22 protein-coding genes are annotated in these 25763 nt (G+C 69.7%); 7 read left to right on the top strand and 15 right to left on the bottom strand.

What is annotated here, in order from left to right:
* The first annotated feature begins 9 nt into the window (after nucleotides 1–9).
* The 6 genes from urtC to JHL17_RS04690 all read left to right on the top strand — a co-directional run bounded on the left by urtC (nucleotide 10) and on the right by JHL17_RS04690 (nucleotide 6894).
* Nucleotides 10–1167 (top strand): urea ABC transporter permease subunit UrtC, encoded by a 1158-nt coding sequence (urtC, locus tag JHL17_RS04715; protein ID WP_200190899.1) that lies wholly within the window; start codon nucleotides 10–12, stop codon nucleotides 1165–1167.
* A gap of 15 nt (nucleotides 1168–1182) precedes the next feature.
* A complete protein-coding gene (gene urtD / locus JHL17_RS04710; protein WP_200190898.1) occupies nucleotides 1183–1929 on the top strand; it encodes an urea ABC transporter ATP-binding protein UrtD in 747 nt (248 codons plus the stop codon).
* 15 nt (nucleotides 1930–1944) lie between these two features.
* Nucleotides 1945–2634: an urea ABC transporter ATP-binding subunit UrtE gene (gene urtE / locus JHL17_RS04705; RefSeq protein ID WP_200190897.1), complete on the top strand. Its 690-nt coding sequence runs from the start codon at nucleotides 1945–1947 to the stop codon at nucleotides 2632–2634.
* 66 nt (nucleotides 2635–2700) lie between these two features.
* Entirely contained in the window at nucleotides 2701–5118 is a 2418-nt protein-coding gene (gene urtA / locus JHL17_RS37950; RefSeq protein ID WP_425599581.1) for an urea ABC transporter substrate-binding protein, read from the top strand.
* A gap of 174 nt (nucleotides 5119–5292) precedes the next feature.
* Nucleotides 5293–6525 carry a formamidase gene (gene fmdA, locus JHL17_RS04695; protein ID WP_200190896.1) on the top strand — a complete coding sequence of 411 codons (1233 nt, stop codon included), beginning with the start codon at nucleotides 5293–5295 and terminating at the stop codon, nucleotides 6523–6525.
* Between the two features lie 24 nt (nucleotides 6526–6549).
* Complete coding sequence (locus tag JHL17_RS04690) at nucleotides 6550–6894, top strand: FmdB family zinc ribbon protein (RefSeq protein ID WP_200190895.1); 345 nt, start codon at nucleotides 6550–6552, stop codon at nucleotides 6892–6894.
* A 117-nt stretch (nucleotides 6895–7011) separates the two neighbouring features.
* Here the strand turns inward: JHL17_RS04690 and JHL17_RS04685 are convergent, their stop codons facing one another.
* From JHL17_RS04685 to JHL17_RS04625, 13 genes are all read right to left on the bottom strand, one after another.
* A complete protein-coding gene (locus JHL17_RS04685) occupies nucleotides 7012–7785 on the bottom strand; it encodes a hypothetical protein (RefSeq protein ID WP_200190894.1) in 774 nt (257 codons plus the stop codon).
* 196 nt (nucleotides 7786–7981) lie between these two features.
* Entirely contained in the window at nucleotides 7982–9181 is a 1200-nt protein-coding gene (locus JHL17_RS04680) for an NnrS family protein (protein WP_200190893.1), read from the bottom strand.
* Entirely contained in the window at nucleotides 9171–10385 is a 1215-nt protein-coding gene (locus tag JHL17_RS04675) for an NnrS family protein (protein WP_200190892.1), read from the bottom strand. The genes JHL17_RS04680 and JHL17_RS04675 overlap by 11 nt, the downstream gene beginning before the upstream one ends.
* On the bottom strand, nucleotides 10382–11167 hold the full coding sequence (locus JHL17_RS04670) for an ABC transporter ATP-binding protein (RefSeq protein WP_200190891.1): 786 nt from the start codon (nucleotides 11165–11167) through the stop codon (nucleotides 10382–10384). Before JHL17_RS04670 ends, JHL17_RS04675 begins: the two co-directional genes overlap by 4 nt.
* A gap of 58 nt (nucleotides 11168–11225) precedes the next feature.
* Nucleotides 11226–13472, bottom strand: a complete 2247-nt coding sequence (locus JHL17_RS04665) for a TonB-dependent receptor family protein (protein ID WP_200190890.1) — start codon at nucleotides 13470–13472, stop codon at nucleotides 11226–11228.
* Between the two features lie 89 nt (nucleotides 13473–13561).
* Nucleotides 13562–14368, bottom strand: a complete 807-nt coding sequence (locus tag JHL17_RS04660; protein WP_200190889.1) for a Crp/Fnr family transcriptional regulator — start codon at nucleotides 14366–14368, stop codon at nucleotides 13562–13564.
* A complete protein-coding gene (locus tag JHL17_RS04655; RefSeq protein WP_200190888.1) occupies nucleotides 14365–15189 on the bottom strand; it encodes an ABC transporter permease in 825 nt (274 codons plus the stop codon). Before JHL17_RS04655 ends, JHL17_RS04660 begins: the two co-directional genes overlap by 4 nt.
* A 19-nt stretch (nucleotides 15190–15208) precedes the next feature.
* On the bottom strand, nucleotides 15209–16264 hold the full coding sequence (locus tag JHL17_RS04650) for an ABC transporter substrate-binding protein (protein WP_200190887.1): 1056 nt from the start codon (nucleotides 16262–16264) through the stop codon (nucleotides 15209–15211).
* Between the two features lie 719 nt (nucleotides 16265–16983).
* Nucleotides 16984–17850: an isocitrate lyase/PEP mutase family protein gene (locus JHL17_RS04645; protein WP_200190886.1), complete on the bottom strand. Its 867-nt coding sequence runs from the start codon at nucleotides 17848–17850 to the stop codon at nucleotides 16984–16986.
* 49 nt (nucleotides 17851–17899) lie between these two features.
* Complete coding sequence (locus JHL17_RS04640; RefSeq protein ID WP_200190885.1) at nucleotides 17900–18280, bottom strand: putative quinol monooxygenase; 381 nt, start codon at nucleotides 18278–18280, stop codon at nucleotides 17900–17902.
* On the bottom strand, nucleotides 18277–20160 hold the full coding sequence (locus tag JHL17_RS04635; protein ID WP_200190884.1) for a TRAP transporter large permease: 1884 nt from the start codon (nucleotides 20158–20160) through the stop codon (nucleotides 18277–18279). The genes JHL17_RS04640 and JHL17_RS04635 overlap by 4 nt, the downstream gene beginning before the upstream one ends.
* A 44-nt stretch (nucleotides 20161–20204) precedes the next feature.
* A complete protein-coding gene (locus JHL17_RS04630; RefSeq protein WP_200190883.1) occupies nucleotides 20205–21263 on the bottom strand; it encodes a TRAP transporter substrate-binding protein in 1059 nt (352 codons plus the stop codon).
* Nucleotides 21264–21340: 77 nt separating this feature from the next.
* On the bottom strand, nucleotides 21341–22762 hold the full coding sequence (locus JHL17_RS04625; protein ID WP_200190882.1) for an FAD-binding oxidoreductase: 1422 nt from the start codon (nucleotides 22760–22762) through the stop codon (nucleotides 21341–21343).
* 241 nt (nucleotides 22763–23003) lie between these two features.
* Here JHL17_RS04625 and JHL17_RS04620 point away from each other — a divergent pair, with 241 nt between their 5' ends.
* Nucleotides 23004–23678, top strand: a complete 675-nt coding sequence (locus JHL17_RS04620; protein ID WP_200190881.1) for a GntR family transcriptional regulator — start codon at nucleotides 23004–23006, stop codon at nucleotides 23676–23678.
* A 234-nt stretch (nucleotides 23679–23912) separates the two neighbouring features.
* On the opposite strand, the gene rnk is transcribed toward JHL17_RS04620, so the two are convergent.
* A complete protein-coding gene (gene rnk, locus JHL17_RS04615) occupies nucleotides 23913–24344 on the bottom strand; it encodes a nucleoside diphosphate kinase regulator (protein ID WP_200190880.1) in 432 nt (143 codons plus the stop codon).
* Between the two features lie 714 nt (nucleotides 24345–25058).
* Nucleotides 25059–25709 carry a TetR/AcrR family transcriptional regulator gene (locus tag JHL17_RS04610; RefSeq protein ID WP_200190879.1) on the bottom strand — a complete coding sequence of 217 codons (651 nt, stop codon included), beginning with the start codon at nucleotides 25707–25709 and terminating at the stop codon, nucleotides 25059–25061.
* Between the last annotated feature and the right edge of the window lie 54 nt (nucleotides 25710–25763).

Here is a 25763-nt window from a genome sequence, read left to right as displayed (position 1 = left end):
GGCATATCCATGACGCGCACCCCTCAAAGCCGTCTTGTCGGGCGCATCGACGGCGACATCGTGGGCATTCTCCTGCTGGCCGCCCTGCTGGTCATCGTCCTGCCGCTCGGGCTCGACATCTTCCGGCTGAACATGGTCGGCAAGTACCTGACCTACGCCTTCGTGGCGCTCGGCCTCGTGCTGTGCTGGGGCAGCGCCGGCATCCTGTCGCTGGGGCAGGGCATCTTCTTCGGCATCGGCGGCTACTGCATGGCGATGTTCCTGAAGCTGGAGGCGTCCAGCCCGGAAGCGACCAAAATCCAGTCCACCCCCGGCATTCCCGACTTCATGGACTGGAACCAGCTGAAGGAGCTGCCCTGGTTCTGGGAGCCGTTCCACAGCCTGACCTTCGCCACGATTGCGGTGGTGGCGGTCCCGGCCTTGCTGGCCTTCATCGTCGGGCTGGCGATGTTCAAGCGGCGGGTCGGCGGCGTCTATTTCGCCATCATCACCCAGGCCTTCGCCGCCATCCTGACCATCCTGATCGTCGGCCAGCAGGGCTACACCGGCGGCATCAACGGCATCACGGATCTCCGCACGCTGAAGGGCTGGGACATCCGCACCGACGAGGCGAAGCTGGTGCTGTACTTCGTCAACGCCGCCTTGCTGATCGGCTGCATCCTGCTGTGCCTCTATGTCCGCCGCTCCAAGCTGGGCCGCATCCTGGTGGCGCTGCGCGACAAGGAGGACCGGGTCCGCTTCTCCGGCTACGACGTCGCCAACTTCAAGATCTTCGTCTTCTGCTTCGCGGCGGCGCTGTCGGCGGTGGGGGGCGCCATGTTCACGCTCCAGGTCGGCTTCATGTCGCCGTCCTTCGTCGGCATCGTGCCGTCGATCGAGATGGTGATCTACTGCGCGGTCGGCGGCCGGCTGTCGCTGCTGGGCGCGGTCTACGGCACGCTGCTGGTCAACTGGGCCAAGACGATGCTGTCGGAGAGCTTCCCGGAGCTGTGGCTGTTCGCCATGGGCGCCCTGTTCATCGGCGTGGTGATGGTGTTCCCCAACGGCCTGGCCGGTCTCTACCAGCAATTCATCGCGCCGCGGCTGCGCCGGACGGCGGCCGGACGGGTTGATGAGGCCGCCGATGCCGGCGCGCCGATCATCCCGCCCCACACCGCCGCCGATTGAGGAGGGACGGATCCCATGGCGAATTCCACCGATTACCTGCTGGCGGTCGAAGGGCTGACCGTCTCCTTCGACGGGTTCAAGGCGGTCAACGACCTGTCCTTCTACGTCGACAGCAACGAGATCCACGTCATCATCGGCCCGAACGGCGCCGGCAAGACCACGGTGCTCGACCTGATCTGCGGACGGACCAAGGCGTCCGGCGGCTCCATCAAGTTCCGCAACAAGGAACTGACGGCGATGAAGGAGCATCAGATCGTCAAGGCCGGGGTCGGGCGCAAGTTCCAGAACCCGTCGATCTACGACGACCTGACGGTGTTCGAGAACCTGGAGATCTCCTATCCCCGCGGCCGTACCGTGTTCGGCGCGCTCGCCTTCAAGCGCGACGCCGCGGTGCGCGAGCGGGTGGCGGAGATCGCCGAGATGATCTTCCTGGCCGACAATCTCGACCAGCGCGCCGAATATCTCAGCCACGGCCAGAAGCAGTGGCTGGAGATCGGCATGCTGCTGATCCAGGACCCGGAGCTGCTGATGCTGGACGAGCCGGTCGCCGGCATGAGCGTCAACGAGCGCAGGAAGACCGCCGAGCTTCTCAACAAGATCATCCAGAACCGGTCGGTGCTGGTGATCGAGCACGACATGAAGTTCGTTGAGGACATCGCCCACCGCGTCACCGTGCTGCACCAGGGGAAGATCCTGTCGGAAGGCAGCATGGAGCGGGTGAAGAACGATCCCAAGGTCGTCGAAGTCTATCTGGGCCACTGAGCGGGGGATCAACAGATGCTGTCCGTCAACCAACTCCGCGTGTCCTACGGCGAGAGCGAGGTCCTGCACGGGCTCGACTTCGCGGTGGAGCCGGGCGAGATCGTCGCCGTCATGGGCCGCAACGGCATGGGCAAGACGACGCTGATGAAGTCGCTGATGGGGATCGTGCCGGCGCGGTCCGGCGCCATCCGCATCGGCGCGACCGAGATCACCGGCCTCAAGAGCTACGAGCGGGTGGCGAAGGGCGTCGCCTATGTCCCGCAGGGCCGCATGATCTTCCCGGCCATGACCGTTCAGGAGAACATCGAGACGGGGCTGACCGTCCATGGCGGACGCAGCGTGCCGGGCGACCTCTACGAGCTGTTCCCGGTGCTGCTGGAGATGAAGGGGCGGCGCGGCGGCAATTTGTCGGGCGGCCAGCAGCAGCAGCTCGCCATCGCGCGGGCCCTGGCGACCAAGCCGAAGGTCCTGCTGCTGGACGAGCCGACGGAGGGCATCCAGCCGTCGATCATCCGCGAGATGGCCCGCACCCTGCGCCGCATCCGCGACGAGAAGGGGCTGAGCATCATCGTGTCGGAACAGGTGCTGAGCTTCGCGCTCGACATCGCCGACCGCGTGCTGGTGATCGAGAACGGCGAGATCGTCCATGAGGACAGCCGCGACCGCATCGACGAGGCCAAGGTGGCGCGGCTGCTGTCGGTCTGACCCCCAGACAGGTTGCCGTCCCTCCGCCCTTCCGCATCCCGCCTCTCCACCACAGAGGGAAGCGCCATGACTGCTGCGAAGTCCGCATCCACCGCCTGTGCCGTGGTCGCCCTGCTGTCCGCCATGGCGGTGCCGCTGACCGGTTCGACCGACGTGGCGACCGCCGGCCTCGTCGTTTCCGCGGCGCTGGCGGCCGCCGCCGCCGCCTTTGCGCACCGGCGGGACGCCGCGCTCGGTCCGCTCGGCACCCGCGCCGCGGCTCTGTCGGGCACGGGGAACGATCCGGGCGACGATCCGGTGCAGGAGCTTGCCGACGCCCTCGACCGCATCGCCGCCGCCGCGGAGCTGCGCGAGGCCCGGGAGGCGGAGCGCGAGGCCGAACGTAAGGCGAGCGAGGAGCGCGCCGCGCGGCTGGAGGCGCTGACCCGCGATTTCGAGAGCAAGGTCGGCCGGCTGGTGCAGACCGTCTCGTCGGCCGCCGGCGAGATGACGGAAACCGCCACGGCGATGAGCGACACCGCCGAGCGCAGCAACCGGCTGTCGGCGGCTATGTCGCAATCCTCGGCCCAGGCGTCGATGAACGTCCAGACCGTGGCGACGGCGACCGAGGAGCTGTCGGCTTCGATCCAGGAGATCGGCCGGCAGGTCGCGTCCTCGGCCGCCATCGCCGGCAAGGCGGTCGCCGACACCCGCCGCACCGACGCGGTGGTGCAGAGCCTGGCCGACAGCGCCGGGCGGATCGGGCAGGTGATCGGGCTGATCCAGGGCATCGCCGGCCAGACCAACCTGCTGGCGCTGAACGCCACCATCGAAGCCGCGCGGGCGGGGGAGGCCGGCAAGGGCTTCGCCGTCGTCGCCAGCGAGGTCAAGACGCTGGCCAACCAGACCGCCCGGGCGACGGAGGACATCGCCACCCAGGTCGGCGCCATCCAGTCGGCGACGGCCGAGGCGGTGGCCGCCATCCGCTCCATCGCCGGTACCATCGCCGAGATCAACGAGATCGCCGCCGCCATCGCCGCCGCGGTCGAACAGCAGGGGGCGGCGACCGGCGAGATCGCCCGCAACGTCCAGGAAGCGGCACGCGGCACCGAAAGCGTGGCGTCCAACATCACCGGGGTCTCGGAGGCGGCGTCCGACACCGGCATGGCGGCCGGGCAGGTGCTGGGCGTCGCCTCCCAGGTGGCCGGCCATGCCGACGAGCTGAGCCGCGAGGTCAACAACTTCCTGGCGGAGGTCAGCCTGCAATCGGCGCTGCGCCGCCGCGCCTCAGTCGCAGGACGGCTGGCCGCCGCCACGGTGCGGCGCACCCAGGGGCTGGCTGCCGGCGCGCCGGCCACCGCCGTGGTGAACAAGAGCGGCATCGCCGTCACCGACGAGGCGGTGAAGGTCGGCATCCTGCATTCCGCCACCGGCACCATGGCGCTGAGCGAGGGCGGGTCGATCCAGGCGGAGATGCTGGCGATCCAGCAGATCAACGAGGCCGGCGGCGTGCTGGGCCGGCGGATCGAGATCGTCCAGGAGGACGGCGCCAGCGACTGGCCGATCTTCGCCGGGCGCGCCGACAAGCTGCTGGCGCAGGACAAGGTGGCGGCGATCTTCGGCTGCTGGACCTCGGCCTCGCGCAAGGAGGTGCTGCCGGTGCTGGAGAAGCGCGACGGCCTGCTCTACTACCCGACCTTCTACGAGGGGCTGGAGCAGTCCAAACACGTCATCTACACCGGGCAGGAGGCGACGCAGCAGATCCTGGCCGGGCTGGACTGGGTGATGCGCGAGAAGAAAGCCAAGAGCTTCTTCCTGGTCGGGTCGGACTATATCTGGCCGCGCGCCTCCAACGCCATCGCCCGGCGCCACATCGAGGCCAAGGGCTGCCGCGTCGTCGGCGAGGAGTATGCCGAACTCGGCGACACCCGCTTCGAGAGCATCGTCGCGCGCATCAGGGCGGCCAAGCCCGACGTGATCTACGCCATCGTCGTCGGCGGGTCGAACGTCGCCTTCTACAAGCAGCTGAAGGCGGCCGGGATCGAGCTGGACCGCCAGATCCTGATGACCAACAGCGTCACCGAGGACGAGATGATGGGCATCGGCGGCGACAACATCGCCGGCGCCTTCACCTGCGCCAAGTATTTCCAGAGCCTGGAGCTGCCGGCCAACCGCGCCTTCGTCGCCGCCTTCAAGGCGATGTGGGGGGCGGACAGCGTCATCGGCGACGTCACCCACAACGCCTATCTCGGCCCCTGGCTGTGGAAGCTGGCGGTGGAAAAGGCCGGCAGCTTCGACGTGGCGCGCGTCGCCGCCGCCTCGCCCGGCATCGAGTTCGCCGGGGCGCCGGCCGGCCCCCTGCGCATCCACGAGAACCATCACCTGTGGACCCGGACCCGCATCGGCCGCGCCCGGCGCGACGGCCAGTTCGACGTGGTCTTCGAGACCCGGGACCTGATCGAGCCGAATCCCTTCCCGGACGGCTTCCGGGAACTGGCGGCTTAGGTCTCCCGCCGGTGCCCCCACCCTAACCCTCCCCCGCTGGGCGGAGGAGGGGACTGCCGCCGCACCGACAAGGCTCCTCTCCCCCTCCCCCGCCCAGCGGGGGAGGGTCGGGGTGGGGGCCGTGCGACCACGCCAACACCGCTCAACAATCCGCAAAACAAGGAAGAGCAAACCATGGCTGACACCCTGATCAAGGCCGACCTGTCGCAGTCTCCCTACGAGAACGACATGATCCACAACCGCTGGCATCCGGACATCCCGATGGCAGTGACGGTGAAGCCGGGCGACGACTTCATCCTGGAATGCTACGACTGGACCGGCGGCCAGATCAAAAACGACGACGATGCCGCCGACGTGCGCGACGTCGACCTCAGCCAGGTCCATTTCCTGTCCGGCCCGGTCGGGGTCGAGGGGGCCGAGCCGGGCGACCTGCTGGTGGTCGATTTGCTGGACATCGGCGCCTTCCCGCAGCAGCAGTGGGGCTTCAACGGCTTCTTCTCCAAGCAGAACGGCGGCGGCTTCCTGACCGAGCATTTTCCGCTGGCCCAGAAGTCGATCTGGGATTTCGAGGGCATGTTCACCAAGTCGCGCCACATTCCGGGCGTGCGCTTCGCCGGGCTGATCCATCCCGGCCTGATCGGCTGCCTGCCGTCGCACGACCTGCTGGCCAAGTGGAACAAGCGCGAGCAGGCGCTGATCGACACCAACCCGACCCGGGTTCCCGGCCTCGCCAACCCGCCCTATGCGCCGACCGCCCATATGGGCCGGCTGAAGGGCGAGGCCCGCGACAAGGCGGCGGCGGAGGGCGCGCGCACCGTGCCGCCGCGCGAGCATGGCGGCAACTGCGACATCAAGGATCTGTCGCGCGGCTCGCGCATCTATTTCCCGGTCTATGTGAAGGGCGCCGGCCTGTCGATGGGCGACCTGCATTTCAGCCAGGGCGACGGCGAGATCACCTTCTGCGGCGCCATCGAGATGGCGGGCTGGGCGCACCTGAAGGTGAACCTGATCAAGGACGGCATGGCGAAGTACGGGATCAGGAACCCGATCTTCAAGCCCAGCCCGATCGTGCCCACCTACAACGACTACCTGATCTTCGAGGGCATCTCGGTCGACGAGGCGGGCGAGCAGCATTACCTGGACGTCCATGTCGCCTACCGGCAGGCCTGCCTGAACGCCATCGAATACCTGAAGAAGTTCGGCTATTCCGGCGCCCAGGCCTATTCGATCCTCGGCACCGCCCCGGTCCAGGGCCACATCAGCGGCGTGGTCGACGTGCCCAACGCCTGCGCCACCCTGTTCCTGCCGACGCAGATCTTCGACTTCGACATCACGCCCAACGCCGACGGCCCGACCAAGTTCATCAGCGGCGACGTCGACATGCCGGTCGCCCCCGACCGCGTGTAACCGGCAGAGGAAGGAGGCGGCGCCATGCCGATGTACGATTACGAGTGCCCGACCTGCGGCGACTTCACCGAGATGCGGCCGATGGCGGAAAGCAGCCTGCCGCAGCCCTGTCCCTATTGCGAGGTGCCGTCGCGGCGGGTGATCCGCAGGACGCCGGCCTTCTCCACCGTCTCCGCCGCGACGCGGACGGCCCACGCCACCAACGAGCGCAGCGCCGACCGGCCGAGCCTGCTGTCCGAGGTCGGCCCCAAGCATAAGCACGGCCCCGGCTGCGGCTGCGGAAGCAGCGGAAAGGGGCGGTCGGTGCTGCGCACCCCCGACGGGGCCAAGGGCTTCCCGACCGCGCGGCCGTGGATGATCAGCCACTGAGGCGGACGTCCGCGGGGGTCTGCGGGCGGCGGCCGGGCGGCGGATGGAACGTTTGAAACCGGGTGAACCATGGCGGCCCGCCCTGTTCAGCGTTCCATCCGTTCACCGGCCATCCCTTCACCGGCGGAACGCCCCCTTGTCGCCCCGGCGCTCCTGCGCCGAGCCGAGATTGGGATAGGGGTCGTCGGGGTTGAGGGTCCAGGGATAGACGCCCTTCGGCCCCTCGGCCTCCGGCTGGGCGAGGATGGCGGCGACCGCCCTGGGGTCGGGCGGGGTGCGTTCGCGGAAGGCGCCGGGCACGGAATCGTCATCGTCGTCGGCGATTGCGGCGGCAGCGGCGGCGACCGCGGCGATGCCGGGGTCGCCGTCGGGGTCGTCATCCGGGAGCGGCTGGGCCGCCAGAGCGGACACGGGATCAGGGAGCGGACCGGGCAACGGTCCGGCCGCCGCACCCGGCGCCTTGGTGTCGTCGAGGGTGGAGAACAGACCGAGCCGGTCGGCCAGCCAGCGGATGGTGGCGGGATCGCCGGCCGACACCAGCCGTTCCAGCTGCTCCGCCAACAGCCCGTGCAGGGAGGCGAGCCGGAGGTCGGATTCGCGGTTCAGCGTCTGGCGTTCCCACCACACCCGCCGCCGAAAGTCCTTTGCTCCGTAATAGGCCCGCCACAGGGTGGTGCGGCTGCACCCCATGGCGCGCGAGACGTTGAGGAAGGACGCGCCGCGGGCGAGCATGCCGGCGGCCATCACCCATTGCTCTTCATGGAAGCGCGATCCGGGCACCAGCCCCTCCGGCGCTTCCGGCGGCTCCGCCACCCAATGGGGAAGGCTGCTGGAAGGACGGCCGCCGGGGGCAGCGGCATGAGCGGCGGGATTCAGGCAATCGGCGGGCATGGCAGCGGCTCCGTGATTTTAGAATGTGCTATTATTCCTATACCAAGCGGTGTTCCGCGGCAATGCCGGGATGAAAATCCTCGATGCCCCGCCGTCCAGCCGGTCGACATCACGGCGGCACCGGAAGATCGCAGGGGGGGACGGTACCGGCCTGGGCGACTTGAAAAAGGCCGCCCGGTGAACGCCTGCCGCGTCCTCAAAGCCTCATCGGGGTGGAGCGGCAGCAGGCGATGCCGAACAGCAGAAAGGCGATGATCCAGGCGATGCCGGACAACGGAACCAGCAGCATCGTCTGTTGCGGGGCGAGAGCGGCGGCGATCCGTGTGACGGCGCCAACCGTCACGGCGACGGGGATCACGGCTGTCGGCCACGAGAGGGGGCGCACCGGTCTGGAACGATCCGCCGCCGCCAGCATCATGCCGCCGACGGCGCCCGCCGTCCATGCGTGCACCGCCACACCGTCATAGGCGGGGACGGCGGTGAACGAGGCCCAGGCGGCGGCCAGGAAACCGGCCGGAACGAAAGCACGGGTGACAGAAGCGGTGACGGTGAACGGAGCGGCCATCCCGCAAAGTTGCCCAAACGGTCGCGGCCTGCGGGCGAACGCCACCGGCAACGCGATTGACAGCGCGATTCCCGCCGACAGAAGCAATGTCCCGCGCATCATCCGGTCCACGCTCCCGCGGCCGGCCAGGACCCAGGCGGTCAGGGCCAGGATCCCGAGACCTGCCGCCAGCCTGTCCAGGCGGAAGAGGATCGACGACCTGCCGATCGGGTGCGGCCCGGCAGGGTCCGACCGGCCCCAGCCGCCGGCCAGCATGACCGGCGTCACCATCGCCGCCACGGCCAAGCGTGTGCCGCAAACGCTCTGCCCGAAGCGCCACAGTTCCCAATGGAAGAGGATCTGGGCACCGATCAGGACGCACAGCACGCCGTGGGCCGTCAGGATACGCCGGTTCCCCGCCGCGATCTCCCGCCCGGCCAGGGCGGCGAGCGCCAGGGGGAACAGCAGGGCGGCCAGTGCGGTCGCCAGGGGGCCGAGGGTGGGCGACGCGGCGACCCCCAGCCGCCCCGCCAGCCATGCCGCGACCAGCCCGGCGGGCATCCAGCGCCCTGGCCAGCGCCCTGGCCGGCACCCTGTCCGGCCCGGCCCGGCCACCGGCAGGACCGCGGCGATGGCGGCCGGCACGAAGCCGAACAGCAGCTCGTGGGCGTGCCAGGCGACGGGAGGGATATCCACGTCCAGGCTGATGAAGCCGAGGAACCACGGCACCCAGACGGCGATGAGGCCGGCGGCGTAGAGCGCCGCGCACAGGACGAGCGGGCGGAGCACCGGACCGGCGGCGGCCGGAGCCGCTCCGGCCGGCCGGGGCGACGGTGACGGATCAGCAGACATCGGCGTCCGCCATGCGGGGGGCCGACAGGAACGGCCAGTAGATGCGGAGCCAAAGCAGGAAGGCCGCCGCCCAGGACAGCCCCGCCAGCGCATGCGGCGGCCCGGGCGGCGGGGGCAGCACGCCGAGGTCCGGCAGGACCCGCAGCAGCACCGCCGCGACCAGCAGCAGGATCGCCAGCCGGGCCGGCCGCGGCAGGGGCAGCGCCCGGCCGGTGTGGAACAGCCCGGCGACGGCGAAGACCGCCAGCACGCCGAGGCCGAGCCCGCCCATCAGCGCCAGATGCAGGGCCGGCGTCTCGGGAAAGGGGGCGCCCAGCCGCGCCGCGCCGGCGAGCAGCAGTCCGGACCCTGCCAGCAGGCTCGATCCGGCGAGCGCCAGGATCTCGGTGCGGAAGAACTCGCGGCCGACGAAGGCCTCGGCGACCCGGTCGAGAAAGGCGGCTCCGGCGGCGATGGCCAAATAGGCGCCGACGGCCGGCGAGACGCCGGCGATGTCCCCGGCGAGCGCGACGGCGACCAGCCCGGGCGCCAGGTTGAGGCGGCCGGGATGCGGCCTGTAGGGCGAACTGGTGCCGCCGGGATCGAGGACCAGATTGGTGATGGGCACCGCGATCCGCGCCAGCACGAGCCCGAGCAGCCCGAGCAGGACCAGACCGGCGCGGTGCAGTCCGGCCTGCGCCAGCCCGACGTCGCCAAGGAGGAAGGCGGCGTGGACGACGCCCCCGGACACGGCCAGCGCACCCAGCCAGACCAGCATGCCGAACAGGCGGGCGGTCCGCTTGCGCCAGGACACCGCCGCGACATAGAGGGGAAGGAGGACGAGCCAGACGGTGTCGGCGACGGCGGCGACGACGGCCGCCGCGTCGCCGCCGAACAGCCCGCCGGCCCGCCCGAGGCCCCAGATCCCGGCCAGGGCGAACAGGGCGCGTCCCTGCATCCGCCGGGTGTCGGTCCATTCCGGGATGGCGGTCGTGACGAAGCCGATCACGGCCGCGCCGAAGGCGCCGAACAGCATTTCATGGGCGTGCCAGAGGCTTGGCGGGATCGTGCCGTCGACGGGCAGGGCGAAACCGGCGACCACGGCCCACAGCAGCGGCCACAGGGCGGCATGCAGGGCCGCCAGCGGGAAGAACAGCCGCAACCCCTCGTCGCCGAGGATGCGGGCAAGGGGCGGCATGGGGCCGGTCCGGCCGAGGGCGGTCATGGGACCCGCCTTTCGTCGATGTCGTGGATGTGGCGGAACAGCGGATCGTCGGCCAGGAAAGCCCCGACCAGCCGGTAGAGGTCGCCGTCGTCGCGGCCGCCCGGTTCGCCGGGCACGATGCGCGACCCGGCGATGCCGCGGCCGAGGACATCCATGACCAGGACGCGGTGGGCGATGCGGACCGCCTCCATCAGGTCGTGGGTGATGAACAGGGCGCCGAAGCGGGCGGCCCGCGAGGAGCCGATCACCAGATCCTGCAGGCGGCGCTTCAGGGCGACGTCGAGCGCCGTGAAGGGTTCGTCGAAATAGACGAAGTCGGGGTCGACCGCCAGCGCCCGGGCGATGGCCGCGCGCTGGCGCATGCCTCCCGACAGTTCGACGGGAAACTTGTCGAGGTCGGCGGCATCGAGCGCCACCCGTCCGGCGGCCTCCTCCGCCCGGTCCCGCCGTTCTCCCCGGGACAGGCCGAGCAGGCGCAGCGGGTAGGCGATGTTGGCCCGCGCCGTCGCCCAGGGCAGCAGGCGCGGGTCCTGGAACACCATGCCGTGGCGGCGGTAGCCCCGCAGGACGCGGCCGCGCGACGGCTCGACCAGCCCGGCGGCGATATGGGCCAGGGTGCTCTTGCCGCAGCCCGAGGGACCGACGAGCGCCGCCACCTCGCCGACCGCCAGCGACAGGTCGACCGCGTCGAGGACCGTGCGCCCGAGATAGGCGTGGCCGATGCCGGACAGGGTCAGGGACGGGGCGGGAGGAGGGGAGGGGAACGCGGTCTCTCGGCTCATGGCATGCGCTTTCGTCGGGCGGGGAACCGGCCGGGAGCCGGGTCGGAAGAGCGGCGGGTCAGAAATTCACCTTCAGCCCGGCGTAGAAGGCGCGGCCGTCGCCCGGCAGATAGACCGCCTGGGTGGGGGATGCCTGATCGACGATCAGGGTGGAGGAGGCATAGGTCTTGTCGAAGATGTTGCGCGCCTCGCCATAGACGCTGACATGCTCGGTGATAGCGTAGGTGGCGCCGAGATCGACGGTCGCGTAGCCGTCGGTGTAGACGCTGTTCATGTTGTCCACCGGGGTCCTGCCGGGAAACCAGTCGACCTCCGCCTTCAGCGACAGCGCCGGGGTGACGGCGTAGCGCGCCGACGCGTTGACGACGTGGCGCGGCGCGCCGGCCAGCCGGTTCCCGCCGCGCACCGGGTCGTCGTGGAAGCGGAAATCCTGGAAGGTGTAGGCGATGCGGCCGCCCAGCTTCTCGGTGAGGCTGGCCGACAGCCCGAGATCGACGCCGAAATGCCGCGTCTGCCCGGCGTTCACCGCGCCGAGCGAGGCGCCGGTGACGTCGCGCAGGCTCAGCAGCTCGTTCCTGACCCAGGAATAATAGCTGCCGGCGTCGATCGAGACCCTGCCGAGGCGGCTGCGCCATCCGGCCTCGACGGTGGTCGCCGTCTGCGCCTTCAGGTCCGGCGTGCGGTAGGCGGTGGAGACGAAGCCGGGCTGGGCGGGATTGGGCCGCCCGGCGCTGCTGTTGGGCGTGCCGTTGACCGTGGCGATCAGGTCGTCGTGGGTCGGCGGCTCGAAGGTCCGGCTGACGGCGGCGAAGAGGGTGTGGTCCTCGTGCGGCTTCCAGGTCAGGCCGAGGCTGGGGCTGACGCCGTCGTAACTGCGGTCGTAGCCGGTGTCGCCCGCCGGGATCGACCCGGCGGGCAGCGCCGCCCTCGGATTGGCCGGGTTGAAGGCGAGGGTGGGCCGCCGCGCGGCGCCGAAGGTGTCGTCGTTCTTGCGCGTGGCGTGGGTGACGGTGACCGCCGGCGACAGCGTGACCCCGCCGGCCAGCGGCAGGTTCAGGCCGGAATGGAGCGACAGGGTGCTGGCGTCCAGCTTGCTGCGCCCGAACAGCGCCCCCCGGGTTCCGGCGTTGTTCAGGTAATCCTCGCGGTCGGCTGAACCGACGACATAGCGGACGGTCGTCTCGAACAGCGGCAGGGGCTGGGTCTCGTCGGGGCTGTAGGCGTAGCGCGCGACGGCGGTGACGTCGCCGCCGTCGGTCCTGCGGATGCCCGACGACACCGGAAAGCGGAACATGTCGTCGGTGTGGGTGTAGCCGAGCGCGACGTCGAGCAGATGCGGGCCGAAGGTCGCCGTGGTCCGGTTGCCGATGCGGAACTGCCTGGCCTCGCGGCGCGGCCGGTCGCGGACGACGTTAGGCCCCGGATTGGTGGCGACGCCGTTCACCACGGTGGGGCCGCCGAAGACGGATTCGGGGTTGGAGTTCAGCAACTGGCGGGTCAGCGGGCCGGCGACGTCGAAGGACAGGTCGGTGTAGCCGGCGAAGAAGCGGGTGCTGACGGTGTCCGACAGGGCGGCGCCGATATTCGCGTCGAAGCCGGTGCGTTCGGAACCGTTGTGGTCGCGGAAGCCGTCGCGCCGGCTGCGCTGGAACTGGATCAGCCCGTCGAGATCCCCGGCGCGGCCGCCGGCCTGCGCGGTGGTGTTGAGCTGCCCGAAGCTGCCGCCTTCGATGCCCAGGCGGACGCCCGGCGCCGAGGAGCCGGTGGGGGAGATGAAGTTGACCGCCCCGCCCATCACGCTGGCGCCCAGGCGGTTGGCGGTGTAGCCGCGGTAGATCTCCGTGAGTTCCGCCTGACGCGGGTTGGCCAGCCCGACGATGTAGGACCCGTCGGCCCGGTTCAGCGGCAGGCCGTTCTGCAGGGCGAGGATGCCGCGTTCGACCGGGTTCTGCTGAAGCCCTGAGCCGCGGATCTGGATGCGCGGCTGGTCGTTGCCGCCGAAGAAATTCTGCACCACGACGCCGGGCACCCCGCCCAGCGCATCGGAGACGGTGACGTTCGCCTTGCCGGCCAGATCCTCGTCCGCCACCAGCGCGGTCCCGCCGGGGATCGCCTCCAGCCGCTTGCGGGCCGCCGCCTCGGCACCGTCGCCATGCCCCTCGACGGTCACCGCATCAAGGACGACGGCGGCCCCCGGCGCCGCCGACTGCGCGCGGGCCGGTTCCGGCGCCGTGCCGGTCAGCGAAGCCGCCGCGAGGCCGGCGAGAAGAAGGGGCGCGCGGCTTGCCTGTGCCCGTGTGATCATGATGGTCTTTCCCCCAAAGGCCGGTCGGATATTGCGAGTGATAGTCGTTCGCATTTTATCGGGCCTTCCGGGGGACCACTTGTCCTTGGTCAAGTCGGAGCGGGAAAAGCGACGTGCACGGGCGATTTCTCACCGGCCCGGCGGCAGCGCTCGCCGCCCTGCCCTGCGGCGAACCGGGCGAGGCGGGCGGTGTCGCCGATGGCGATGCATCCGCGGTCGGCCGTCACGCCGAGCGCTTCCAGCCGCTTCAGACTGCGCGACAGGGTCGACGGCGTGATCGACAGCTTGGCGGCGATCAGGCGCTGGCTGACCGGCAGGTCGAACCGGCAGGAACCGGCATCGCTGCCTGCTTCGTCACAGCTCACCCGGTCACGATCCGCCCGGCAATCGCACATCCGCAGCAGCATCGCGGCGACCCGGCGGTCTGCCGGCCAGCTTTTCAGATGCTCGATCTGATCGACCAGACGGTGCATCTGCCGGAAGGTCGCCGCGACGATGGACAGTCCGAGGCCAGGGGTGGCGGCGACGAGCGCGCGGAGCCGTGCCGTTTCGAACCGGGCGACCCGCAGCGGGCATGCGGCTTCGGCGCCGACGGGATAGCGGGCGCCTTCGGCGATCATCGCCTCGGCAAAGGATTCGCCGGGGCCGACGATCCTGATGACGGTCCTGGTCCCGTCGCTGCGGTCGCGCGACAGGACGACCCAGCCGTCGAGGACGACGAAGAAGGCCTCCGCCGGTTCGTCCTGGAAGAACAGGGTCTGGCCCTCCCGGCGGGTCTCGCAGCGGGTCCTGTCGGCAATCGGCGCGAAATCCCCGTCGCTCAACGATGCGAAGGGGGCGGCCGAGCGGATCCGGCGCCAGTCCCGCGGGGCGAGGCGTGGCGAATGGACGGTCAACGCTTGACGCCCCAGGGCCGCGCGGCGTTGCGCCAGCGTTCGAATTCGGACCGGACGGGGTGGACCAGCGTGTATTCGACGAGGATCAGGCCGGCGACGGCGATCAGCACCCAGGCCATCGCCTCGGCGACGTCGAGATTGGCGCGGGCGGTCGCGAGCGCGCCGCCGATGCCGCCGGTGTTGGCGAGAAGCTCCGCCATCACCGCCACCTTGAAGGCCGACCCCAGCGCCACGGTCAGCGCCGGGAACAGGAAGGCGGCGACATGGCGCAGGCCGAGCGTCGTCAGCCGGGCGAGCGGGCCGGCGCCGAAGGCGCGGGCCATGTCGTCCAGCCCGCGGTCACGGGTGGCGGCGCCTTCGGCCACGCCGACGAACACCACCGGGGTCGCCGCGACCAGCACCGTCGTGACGACCGTCCCGTCGGTGGAGCCGAACCAGATCATCGCCAGAACGATCCAGGCGATGGGCGGCACCCCGAGCAGGACGGTCAGGATCGGCCGGGCCAGCCGCATCGTCGCGGCCGAGTAGCCGGCAGCCAGCCCCCCGGCCGTGCCGGCGGCGGCGGCCAGCGCGAATCCCTCGACGGCGCGGAGCGCGGTCTGGCCGGCCAGCGCCCAGGCCGCGGGGGCGGCGGCGATCTCCACGCCGGCGGCCAGCGTCGCCAGGGGCGCCGGCAGGATGAAGCCGCCGTAGCGCTCGTGCCCGGCCTGCCACAGTGCCGCGAACAGGGCGAGCCCGGCCAGCCCGGCCCAGCCCGACCACAGGAGTTGCCCGACCCGGCCCAGCCGGTCGACCAGCACCGACAGGATCGTGCGAACCATCGTCTTGCCCATGGAGCGCCTACAGATAGAAGTCGGCGGCGGGCAGCGCGCCGCCGATGATCCTGGGATCGAACTCCGACACGACGCGGAAGAGCGACTCCAGCGAGTTCCGCGCCGCGCTCGCGCGCTGGCAGACCAGGCGGGAATGCGGGATCGCCTGCTCGATCACCGGCCAGGGCAGGCCGAGCGGAGCGGCGGCGTCGTTCGCCGCCCGTGCCGGGCCGGCGTTGACCGAAAGGGTGGCGGCCGCCAGCGCCGCGTGCAGGGCCTCGACGGCGGGGGCGTGCTGCGCCAGGAAATCGCCGGTGACACCGAGGCCCGCCTGCGGCAGGTCGGTGCCGAGCCCGGTGGCCGCTCCCCAGGCCTGCTGGATGTCGATCACCCGCGTCACCGTCCTGCCCGCCTGTCCGGCGCGCAGGATGGCGGCCGAGGCGGCCGGTTCCGGCAGCAGGGCGGCGTCGGCCCGGCCGGTGACGAGGAGCTGGATCGCTTCCATCGGCGTTCCGGTGAACTGCAGCGCGACCTTCTCCCCGCCGGCCCTCTCCCCGCCGGCCTTCTCCCCGCCGGGCGCCGCGTCGGAAGCGAGCCCCCCGGCCGCCAGCAGGCGGCGAAGGACGAACTCGGGCGTGTCGTTGCGGAAGGGCAGGGCGACCGTCCGTCCCTTCAGCGCGCTTATCGAGGAGAGCGACGGATCGGCCGACACCAGATGCAGCAGCCCGTTGGTCATCACGTTGACCAGCCGGATGCCCAACCCCTTGTTGAACAGGTTGGCGGCGGACTGCGTCGGCAGCACGAAGGTCTTCATGGTGCCGGACGTCAGTCCGGCCCGCAGCTCGTCCGGGGTCCGCCAGGCCTTGAACACGACCTTGTCGGCGACCGGGCGGAGCAGGCCGGAGGCGATGGCGTGCACCAGCGTGATGGAGGGGCCCGCCGGCGGTCCCCACAGGGTCAGTTCCGCCAGCGGTGCCGGGGCCGGAGATGCGGCGGCGGCCCATCCGCGGCCGGGACGAAGCAAGGCGGGGCCGGAGCCGGCGGCGATGCCGGCGAGCACGCTGCGGCGGGTGATGCGGAACATGGCTGGGTCCATCGAGCCGGAGGGAAGGAGCGCGGTCCTTGCTGGCACTCCTGCTGGCTGGACGGGCGACGCTGACGAGTTCGGCCCCCCACGCTGGAAAACTCCCGGAGAGGGCCCGGCCAAGGCAACACGACCGGGCCGCCATGTCTTTGCGCAAACGCAAACTGCCCGCCGGATCAAACCGCTCCCCGGCTTTCCGGAAGCCGGCCCCGCAGCGTCTCCGACCTCCCGAACCTCATCCGCAAGGCCGCCACTCGCCCGTGAACGCCCGGACTTTTGCCCCTCTTACGGAAATCCTGGTTCCCCGCTTTCGAGCCTGTGAAGAAATCGGCGACTTGCCGAGAGAGGCCTCAAGTTTGAAGCGCGTCGCCTCGCATCGCATCGCATCGTGTGCTTCCCTCGGCCGTCATCCCCGCGAAGGCGGGGATCCAGGCTTTCCCACAAGATTCGTTCTGCGAACTCTGGATCCCCGCCTTAGTGGGGATGACGGGAAATCCTAGTCTCACGACTGGAGTCCTTCATCCGATTGCCTTGATCGTCCGGCTCAGGACGTGGAGAGAACGGCAGGCCTCTCCTACAGCGTCATGCGTTCAATTTGAAACGCGCGACGCTGCAGGCTTCGAGTGACGATCGGATTCACGCTTCAAATCGAGTCCGATTTAAGACGACGCCTCGCTGCAGCAACGTCGCAATTTCGGGGTCGGAAGGCCGGCGCAGGATCACGACCAGCCGAAATCGTCGTCCAGCGTCTTGAACCGCTCAAGATCGACCAGGGCGCTGAAGTCGGCATAGGTCATCATGGCGGATTCCCGCGACCTCGGCGTCCCCTCGGCCTGCAGCGCCGCCAGCGTCTGGGCGATGGCGCGGGTGGCCGAGAACAGGGCCGACACCGCGTAGAGGACGACGGAAAAGCCCATCTCCTGGAGAACGCCGGCCGTCAGCGCCGTCGTTTCGTTGCCGTCGACGATGCTGACGACCTTCGGCCCCTCGACCGACCGGGCGACGGCCTCGACCTCGGCGATCGTCTTGATGCCGTCCACGAAGACGAGGTCGACCCCGGCGTCCTGGTACAGCTTGGCGCGGCGGATCGCCTCGCCGGGTCCCACCGCCGCCATCGCGTCGGTACGGCCGATGACCAGCAGATCGTCGGTGCCGCGCGCGGCGAGGGCGCATTTCAGGCGGCGCACATTCTCCTCGGCGGAGATCAGCTTGACGCCGGCCAGCTGGCCGCAGCGTTTCGGGGCCATCTGGTCCTCGAAATGGACGGCGGCGACCCCGGCCTGGAGGTATTCGCGGACCGTGCGCTCGATGTTGGCCGGGCCGCCATAGCCGGTGTCGGCGTCGGCGATGATCGGGATGGTGACGGCGCGCGCCATGTCGCGGGCGTGGGTCGTCATCTCCGTCTGGGTCATCAACCCCAGATCCGGCGTTCCCAACCGGACGGCGGTGGCGCCGAACCCCGTCATGTAGAGGGCGGGGAAGCCCGCCGCCTGGACGAGGCGGGCGGTCAGGGCGTCCTGTGCGCCGGGGGCCATGACGATCTCGCCCCGGCCGAGCAGTTGCTTCAGTGTCTTCGCGGAATTCATGACGGCGTCCCGTTCTGGCGGCCGGCGCGGAAAAGCGCCGGCCCGGTTTTCATGAGGCGGCCAGGCCCGGCGGGGTCGTGCCGCAATCCTGGACGGCGAAGGTGGTGTGGAACACCTCGCCCTCGAACATCGCCAGCAGGTCGCGCGTCGGCTCCCGCGTCCGTTCGCGGATGTCCGAGGCCAGGGCGTCCCGCATGGCCCGGAGGCTCGGGTAGCGGGTGGACAGCACGAGGGCCAGCGGCGGCGCGTGGTCGTCGGCGTCCAGCGGACGGTGCAGCCGCACCTCCAGCGCGCCCGGAAAGCGGCGCCACAGCGGCACCAGCCGCTCGGCCAGCAGGGCCTCGAACTCGGCCTCGCGCCCGGGCGACACCCGGCCCCGGAAGAAGGCGCAGCGCAGGACCGGGGCGGAGTCTTCCGGCGCCGTCGTCATCGGATCATCCCCAGATGGCGGGGAAGCCACAGCGAGACGTCGGGCACCAGGATCAGGACCAGCAGGGCCGCCAGCAGCACCGCGAGATACTTCATCATCGGCCGCACGACGTTCTTCATCTGGGTGCCGGTCAGCGCGTTGGTGACGAACAGCCCGACCCCGATCGGCGGGGCGAAGAAGCCGAGACCCATCGCGATCACCATGATGACGCCGAACTGGAGCGGGTTGATGCCGAGCGCGCCGGCGATGGGCGTCAGCAGCGGCCCGAACAGGATCAGCGCCGGCGCGCCCTCCAGGATCATGCCGAAGCCGAACATGATGACGATCGACACCAGCACGAAGCTGAGCGGCCCGAACTGCTGGCCGAGCGCGATCATCGCGGTGGAGATCTGGTCGGGAATGCGCTCGATCGTCAGCGCGTAGGACAGGCTGGAGGCGACGGCGACGATGAACAGGATGCTGCCGGTCATCGCGGCGGCCCGCACGAACAGGGCGACCGTCATCTTCAGCGTCAGCTCGCGGAACATCAGCCCGCCGACCACGAAGGCGTAGATCACGGCAAAGGCCGAGATCTCGGTCGAGGTGGCGATGCCGGTGGTGACGCCCCGGCCGATCATCAGGATCATCGCCAGCGTCACCGCGGCGCCGCCGATCAGCGGCAGCAGCGGACGGCGCGGAACCTCGACGAAGACGCGGTCGAGGTCGACGCGGGTGCCGGCGTAGATCGCGACGCCGGCCAGGCACAGCGCCATCAGGACGGCCGGGATCACCCCGGCCATGAACAGGCCGCCGATCGAGATGTTGGACACGAAGGCGAAGATGATCAGGTTGACGCAGGGCGGGATCGTCTCCGCCATCACCGCCGTGCAGGCGAGCAGCCCGGCGGTCTCGTTCTCGTCCTGCCCGGTCTTGCGGATCGCCGGCATGATGACGCCGCCGACCGCCGCGATGTCGGCCAGCTTCGACCCCGACACGCCGGAGAACAGCATGGTGGCGAAGATGACGATCAGGTTCAGCCCGCCCCGGAACCGCCCGATCATGCGCAGCAGCAGCTCGATCAGCCGCGACGACATGCCGTTCACCTCCATGGTGAGGCCGGCGAGCACGAAGAAGGGGATGGCCAGCAGCACGAAGTGATGGGCGCCCGAGGACACCTGCTGCGCCCAGATCAGCATCGACAGCGACGGGTCCATCAGGAAATAGGACATCGACCCGAGACCGAGCGCGAAGGCCACCGGCACGCCGAGCACCAGCCCGCCGATCGCGGTGACGCAGAGCAGCAGGATCGGCGACAGCGTGTCGTCCGGCAGCAGGGCGTTCCAGCCCAGGATGCCGGCGACGACGGTCAGGCAGACGGCCAGGGCCGGCCAGCGGGCCGCCGGCTCCGCCTTGAAACAATTGTTGACCGCGAACACCGTCATGGCGGCGACGCCCAGCAGCACCGGCAGGTGGAACCACCATTGCGGCAGGCCGATCGGCGTCGTCTGGCCGTGGGTGTCGAGCATCAGGTCGTAGGTCGAGTAGAGCAGCATGCCGGCCATCAGGGCGGTGGCCCAGGCCGCGACGGAGGCGATGAAGGGCCGCCAGCGCGGGGGCAGCAGGTTCACGACGACGTCGATGCCGATATGCTGGGTGCGGCCGAGACCGCTGGCGGCGCCCAGGAAGATCATCGTCGACATCAGGCCGCTGGCGATCTCCTCCGCCCAGTCGAACGGGGCGTGGAAATAATACCGCGCCACGACGGAGGCGGCCACGATGACCATGTCCAGCGCCAGGATCGCGGCGCCGAGATATTCGATCGCCGTGACGAGACGGGCGAGCACGCGCCCGGTCAGCGCCGTGTCGGCGTATTCCCTGCGCGGGGGCAGCGCTATCTCCATGACAGTCACCTCGCTTGGGAGAGGGGGGCGGGGCGGGGGACCGGTCAGGCGCTGGCCTTGATCTTCTCGAACAGCGGCGCCGTGGCGGGATACTGCTTGAGGTAGGCGGTGTAGAGCTGCTCGCTCATGCGGCGCTTCAGGTCCTGCATCTCGTCCGGCTTCACCTCCAGGAAGGTCAGGCCCTTCTCGCGCAGCTGGACCATCGCCTCCTCCTCGACCTTCGGCACCTCGGCCCGGCAGGCGGCGGTCGCGGCGGCGGCGGCCTCCTGGAACTGCGGCACCAGCGCGGCCGGAATCTTCGCCATCCCGCGCTTGCCGATGTAGGCCAGCAGCGGCGTGTAGATGTGCCGGGTCAGCAGGCAGTGGCGCGACACCTCGTACCATTTGTAGGACAGCACCGTGCCCGGATCATGCTCGAAGCCGTCGACGACGCCGGTCTGGAGACCTGTGTAGACCTCGTTGATCGGCATCGGCGTCGGGGTGGCGCCGATGATGTTGAAGGTGTCGATGAAGGCCTTGGTCGGCAGCACCCGCAGCTTGTTGCCCTTGAGCTCGGGCAGCGTGGCGATTTCCTTGTTGGTGTAGATGCTGCGGGCGCCGACCTGGAAGCCCCAGCCGAGAATGGTGACGCCGGCCCGCTCCTGGAGCATCGCGTCGTAGGCGGCGCCGACCCCGGTGTCGAGCGCGCGGGCGCAATGGTCGTAGCTGTTGAACAGGAAGCCCAGATCCAGCAGCCCGAACTCCGGCACAATGGTGGCCCAGATCGAGGCGCCGGTCAGCATCATGTCGACCGAGCCGCCCTTCACCTGGTTGACGACGTCGGCCTCGCGGCCGAGCTGGCCGTTGGGGAAATACTCCAGCTTGATCTGGTCGCCGACGCGCTTGGCCAGCTCCTCCTGGAACGGCTTGAACCACAGGTAATGCGCGCCGAAGCGGTCCGGCGGGGCGGAGGAGGAGACGCGCAGGGTGATCGGCGCCGCCGCCTGCGCGCGGCCGGAGCCGGCGATGCCCAGGCCGGCGATCCCGGCGCCGAGCGTGAGGCCGGTCCCGAGGGTGGCGGCGCCGGCGATCAGGCCGCGGCGGGAAATCGGGGTGTTCTGCATGGGTGTTTCCTCGAAATGACGGCGTCGGCCGTTCTTGTCGTGAAGACGTTGCGATTCCGGGGGGAGGGGCCGGCCGGTCAGGCCGCCGGCAGGACCTTGCCGGGATTCAGGATGTTGGCCGGGTCGAGCGCCGCCTTGACCGCCTGCATGACGCGGACGGCGCGGCCGTGTTCGAGTTCCATGAACTTGATCTTGCCCGAACCGATGCCGTGTTCGCCGGTGCAGGTGCCGTCCATGCCGATGGCGCGGCGGATCAGCCGGTCGTTGATGCCGTCCGCCTCCTCCAGCTCCGCCGGAACCGACGGGTCGATGACGAGGCCGAGATGGAAGTTGCCGTCGCCGACATGCCCGACGATCGCGACGAAGAAGGACGCCGACGCGATGTCCGCCTGGGTCTCGGCGATGCAGCGGGTCAGGTTCGATATGGGGACGCAGACGTCGGTGCTCCACACCTTGGCGCTGGGGCGCATGGCCTGGACCGCGTAATGGACGGCGTGCCGGGCGCGCCACAGGGTCGCGCGGGTGTCGGGATCGCTGGCCGATTCGAAATCCAGCGCGCCGTGGTCGGCCGTCAGCTCCTTCGTCATCGCGATCTGCTCGGCGACGGTGCCGGGCGAGCCGTGGAACTCGAAGAACAGCGTCGGCGTCTCGCGGTAGGACAGGCCGCAGTAGCGGTTGGTCGCCTGGACGGTGCGCGTGTCCATCAGCTCGACCCGCGCGACCGGGATGCCGCACTGGATGACCGACACGACCGAGGCGACGGCGGCCTCCACCGTCTCGAACGGCACGACGGCGGCCGAGACGGTCTCCGGGATGCCGTAGAGGCGGACGGTCAGCTCGGTGATGATGCCGAGCGTGCCTTCCGAGCCGACGAACAGCCGCGTCAGGTCGTAGCCGGCCGAGGATTTGCGGGCGCGGCTGCCGGTGCGGATGATCTCGCCGTCGGCGGTCACCACGGTCATCGACAGCACGTTCTCGCGCATGGTGCCGTAGCGCACCGCGTTGGTGCCCGACGCCCGCGTCGCCGCCATGCCGCCCAAGGTGCTTTCCCCGCCGGGATCGATCGGGAAGAACAGGCCGGTGGCGCGCAGCTCCTCGTTCAGCTGGACGCGCGTCACCCCGGCCTGGACCGTCGCGTCCAGATCCTCGGCCCGCACGGCAATGACGCGCGTCATGCGGCTGAGATCGACGCAGACGCCGCCGCGCAGGGCGGCGACATGCCCCTCCAGCGAGGTGCCCGCCCCGAAGGGCACCACCGGAACGCCGTGGGCGGAACAGAGGCGCAGGATCGCCGACACCTCCTCCGTGCTCTCCGCGTAGCAGACCGCGTCGGGCGCCCGGGTGGCGTGGTAGGACTCGCCCCGCCCATGCTGCTCGCGCTCCGCCAGCCCAAGGGCCAAGCGCGTGCCCAGAAGCTGCCGCAGCTCCACCAGCATCGCGTCCGGCAGCCGCCTGCCGCCCTCGGCGTCCGGGATCCTCTGGGTGGCCACGATCTCCATCGGCGTCTTCCCTCGCATGATTTCGTGTCTCCGGCGTCTGGCCGGCCCGTTTGCTGGGGATACCCTCTATCATGACGCCAAACTGTGTGCAAGACGCTGTACCTTGGATACAGTGTCCAAGATGGAAGATATTGCTCTTCGAAGCTGGAGAGCTTATCTCTGCGTGACGGCCCGGCGGTTCGATGACCGCCCGATGAAGGCCTGACAGGGCGCGCGCAACCGGCGGACCGTGGAACAGACAATGATACCCCGCTTGCAGATCGAGCTTCCCAAGCCCCTGTCGACGATCGTCGAGGAGCGGCTGCGCGATGCCATCGTCAACGCAGAGCTGTCCTTCGGCCAGGCCCTGTCGGAGGATGCGGTGGGGCTGTCGCTCGGCGTCAGCCGCACCCCGATGCGCGAGGCGCTGACCCGGCTGGAGCAGCAGGGGCTGGTGGTGATCGTGCCGAAGAAGGGGACCTTCGTCTTCCAGCCGACGTTGGAGGACGTCGAACAGCTCGCCTCCTTCCGCCTGCTGCTGGAGACCAGCGCGCTGGAACGCTGCATGGAGAGGGCGCCGACGGAGACGCGGGACGACATGGCCGCCGCCCTGGAGGCGATGCGCGCGGCGCGCGAGGCGGGCGATACCAAGGCCTATGCCCGCGCCGACACCGTTTTCCACGAAAGCTTCGTCAACCATTGCGGCAATGTGCATCTGGCGAACGCCTACCGGACGATCTCCGGCCGGGTGGCGGCGTTGCGCGCCCATCTCTCGGTGCCGCACAGCGATCAGCAGGATTTGTCGTTCGGCGAGCACTGCCGCATCATCGAGGCGTTCGAACATCGGGATGCGGCGCTGCTCGGGGAACTGCTGTCCCAGCACATCCTGCGCGCCCAGGCCGCCTATGCGAATGCCCTGGTCGAGAGGCAGCGGTAGCCGCATTGCCGCGGCTTCGGTGCGGAACCCAGCCTGCGGACGGATTTCGCCCGGGGGCGATGGAGACCAGAGATCGGGCGACCGTCCGGGAGGTCGGCATGTCGGCATGCCCGGACAGCGGCAGGCCGGGGGAGCCGCGCCTCGAAGACGGTCTTCGAGGTCCGGTTCCCCCGTCGCGTAGCGGGGCGCCGCCGTATTTCGCGCGTCCGGCGGGAAAGGCCCGAAGCGCCCGCCTCAGATCGGAGGAACGGCGGCGGCGCCGGCGCCCTGCACGGGATGCTCGACCTGCAGGACGCTGAGGGTCTTCGCCTCGCCTTGGCGGGTGTACCAGGTGATCGACTGCCCCTCCGCGACGCCGATCAGCGCCGCACCGACGGGGGTCAGCACCGACACCTGTCCGGCCGCGATGTCGGCCTCCTGCGGATAGACCAGGGTGACGGTCCGCTCCTGCATCGCCGTCTCGTCCCGGAACGTCACGCGCGCGCCCATCGTGACGACCGTCGGGGCGATCTCGCCGGCATCGACCACCACCGCGCGGGTCAATTCGGCGGACAGGTAATCGTAGACGTCGGGCGCCCCCTCGGCGACGGCTTCGGCCAGGCTGGAAAGCCGGTCGTGATCGGTCGCGGTGAGGACGATGGGCGGAAATTGGCCTGCGGAACGCATCGTGGGTTTCCCATGGTTGCCGATGGGCGCGGGATGCGGCGGCCGGGCGCGCCTCCCGGTGGGCGCCTCTTCGGCCGGCAGCGATCCTGCGCAACTGCCCGGATGCCGCAGTCCTGCGGTCCGGGGCGGCTATCTCGATTGTGCGGAAATCGTCGAAGTATGGTGGCCCCGGACGGTCCGGGAGCCTTGCCTCAGGCGACCAGATCCGGGGCGGGCGTGCCTGCGTGGACACGGCCGGCGCGCAGAAGAGCACGGATATGGTGGACAGGAGACGTCATGGTTCGCCGACCATGGCCGGATTCGCGCCGGAATTCAAGGGCCACGGCAAGGCGATCGGATATGAAAGCCGAATTCCCGTAAGAGGACTTTCGTCATCCCGGCCAAGGGGTCCCTACACGAAAGCGGCCAGCTTGTCCGGGATGCGGGAACACGGTGAGAGCGTGTACTCCGCCATCCCGCAGGGCCGGCTTACCATGACGTCCGAAGCCTGCCCCGGTCGTGCTCCGTTAAGCGTTTGACTTCCGAATCCTTCACGTAACAGTGGACGTCATTGGGGGGCGGGGAGCAATGGCACAGGAAATCCAAGGCTGGGCGGCTCTCGGGCCGATCGATCGGCACCACCAGCGGGAACTCGCCTGGGCCGCATGCGCCGACCCAATGTGACGAAGCGCCTGGACGACGGTCCCGACCAAGCTGCCCGGAGCAAACGGACGCTTATCCGCCGGCGTGGCCGTTGCCGCCGTGCGCGGCGATGAACATGGCGACGGCCGACCGGCAATAGGATTCGATTTCGTCGCCGTCCTCTGCTCGCGCCTGATCGAAGCGTGCGATGATCAGCAAATCGGATCCTTTGAAAAGTGCCCCAAACAAGCGGGCGGACCGGAGCGGATCGGGCACGTTCAGAAGTGCCTTCGCGTGCAACTGCCGCAACAGGGTTTCGATCTGGGCGATGACATGGGCGGGACCGGCTTCGTAATGGAGCCTGCTCAACGACTCTTGATTTGTCTTGTCGGCCATGACCATGGCTTCGACACCGCGGACGTCGGGGCTCAACAGCGTGCGAAGCAGGGATGATCCCGCCGCCATCAGCTGTTCTTCGGCCGAGCCGCCGACGCCATCAAGGAAGACCTGTGGTGCGAACCGATGGCAGCGGGCCGCGATGGCCGCGCCGAACAGCGCCTCCTTGCTCTCGAAGTGCCGATAGATGCTGAGCTTGGATACCTTCGCCCGCTGGGCGACCTTGTCCAAGGTGGTCGCTTGAAAACCCAGCTCCATAAAGAGTTCGTATGCTGCGTCGACGATCGTTTGGCCAAGCGCCTCGTTGGCGGGCCGACCCCGCCGGGCCTGGGTGCTTTTTTCGCTCATCGCAATTCCGGTACTTGACAGTATCCAAATTCCTGCATTACGATACCATGCAGT

Source organism: Azospirillum endophyticum, assembly GCF_016595245.1.
In the GTDB taxonomy this organism is placed as follows: domain Bacteria; phylum Pseudomonadota; class Alphaproteobacteria; order Azospirillales; family Azospirillaceae; genus Azospirillum; species Azospirillum endophyticum.
The sequence above is the reverse complement of the archived record's forward strand: the minus strand, read 5'-3'. Positions and strand labels throughout refer to the sequence as shown.

What these genes read in the sequence shown, in the direction of transcription:
- JHL17_RS04630 (WP_200190883.1), bottom strand. Translation starts at nt 21,263, where the DNA reads ATGCAGAACACCCCGATTTCCCGCCGCGGCCTGATCGCCGGCGCCGCC.
- JHL17_RS04675 (WP_200190892.1), bottom strand. Translation starts at nt 10,385, where the DNA reads ATGACCGCCCTCGGCCGGACCGGCCCCATGCCGCCCCTTGCCCGCATC.
- urtA (WP_425599581.1), top strand. Translation starts at nt 2,701, where the DNA reads ATGACTGCTGCGAAGTCCGCATCCACCGCCTGTGCCGTGGTCGCCCTG.
- urtC (WP_200190899.1), top strand. Translation starts at nt 10, where the DNA reads ATGACGCGCACCCCTCAAAGCCGTCTTGTCGGGCGCATCGACGGCGAC.
- JHL17_RS04635 (WP_200190884.1), bottom strand. Translation starts at nt 20,160, where the DNA reads ATGGAGATAGCGCTGCCCCCGCGCAGGGAATACGCCGACACGGCGCTG.
- JHL17_RS04680 (WP_200190893.1), bottom strand. Translation starts at nt 9,181, where the DNA reads ATGTCTGCTGATCCGTCACCGTCGCCCCGGCCGGCCGGAGCGGCTCCG.
- JHL17_RS04665 (WP_200190890.1), bottom strand. Translation starts at nt 13,472, where the DNA reads ATGATCACACGGGCACAGGCAAGCCGCGCGCCCCTTCTTCTCGCCGGC.
- urtD (WP_200190898.1), top strand. Translation starts at nt 1,183, where the DNA reads ATGGCGAATTCCACCGATTACCTGCTGGCGGTCGAAGGGCTGACCGTC.
- JHL17_RS04625 (WP_200190882.1), bottom strand. Translation starts at nt 22,762, where the DNA reads ATGGAGATCGTGGCCACCCAGAGGATCCCGGACGCCGAGGGCGGCAGG.
- JHL17_RS04685 (WP_200190894.1), bottom strand. Translation starts at nt 7,785, where the DNA reads ATGCCCGCCGATTGCCTGAATCCCGCCGCTCATGCCGCTGCCCCCGGC.
- JHL17_RS04620 (WP_200190881.1), top strand. Translation starts at nt 23,004, where the DNA reads ATGATACCCCGCTTGCAGATCGAGCTTCCCAAGCCCCTGTCGACGATC.
- JHL17_RS04610 (WP_200190879.1), bottom strand. Translation starts at nt 25,709, where the DNA reads ATGAGCGAAAAAAGCACCCAGGCCCGGCGGGGTCGGCCCGCCAACGAG.
- JHL17_RS04670 (WP_200190891.1), bottom strand. Translation starts at nt 11,167, where the DNA reads ATGAGCCGAGAGACCGCGTTCCCCTCCCCTCCTCCCGCCCCGTCCCTG.
- fmdA (WP_200190896.1), top strand. Translation starts at nt 5,293, where the DNA reads ATGGCTGACACCCTGATCAAGGCCGACCTGTCGCAGTCTCCCTACGAG.
- urtE (WP_200190897.1), top strand. Translation starts at nt 1,945, where the DNA reads ATGCTGTCCGTCAACCAACTCCGCGTGTCCTACGGCGAGAGCGAGGTC.
- JHL17_RS04645 (WP_200190886.1), bottom strand. Translation starts at nt 17,850, where the DNA reads ATGAATTCCGCGAAGACACTGAAGCAACTGCTCGGCCGGGGCGAGATC.
- JHL17_RS04650 (WP_200190887.1), bottom strand. Translation starts at nt 16,264, where the DNA reads ATGTTCCGCATCACCCGCCGCAGCGTGCTCGCCGGCATCGCCGCCGGC.
- JHL17_RS04690 (WP_200190895.1), top strand. Translation starts at nt 6,550, where the DNA reads ATGCCGATGTACGATTACGAGTGCCCGACCTGCGGCGACTTCACCGAG.
- rnk (WP_200190880.1), bottom strand. Translation starts at nt 24,344, where the DNA reads ATGCGTTCCGCAGGCCAATTTCCGCCCATCGTCCTCACCGCGACCGAT.
- JHL17_RS04655 (WP_200190888.1), bottom strand. Translation starts at nt 15,189, where the DNA reads ATGGTTCGCACGATCCTGTCGGTGCTGGTCGACCGGCTGGGCCGGGTC.
- JHL17_RS04640 (WP_200190885.1), bottom strand. Translation starts at nt 18,280, where the DNA reads ATGACGACGGCGCCGGAAGACTCCGCCCCGGTCCTGCGCTGCGCCTTC.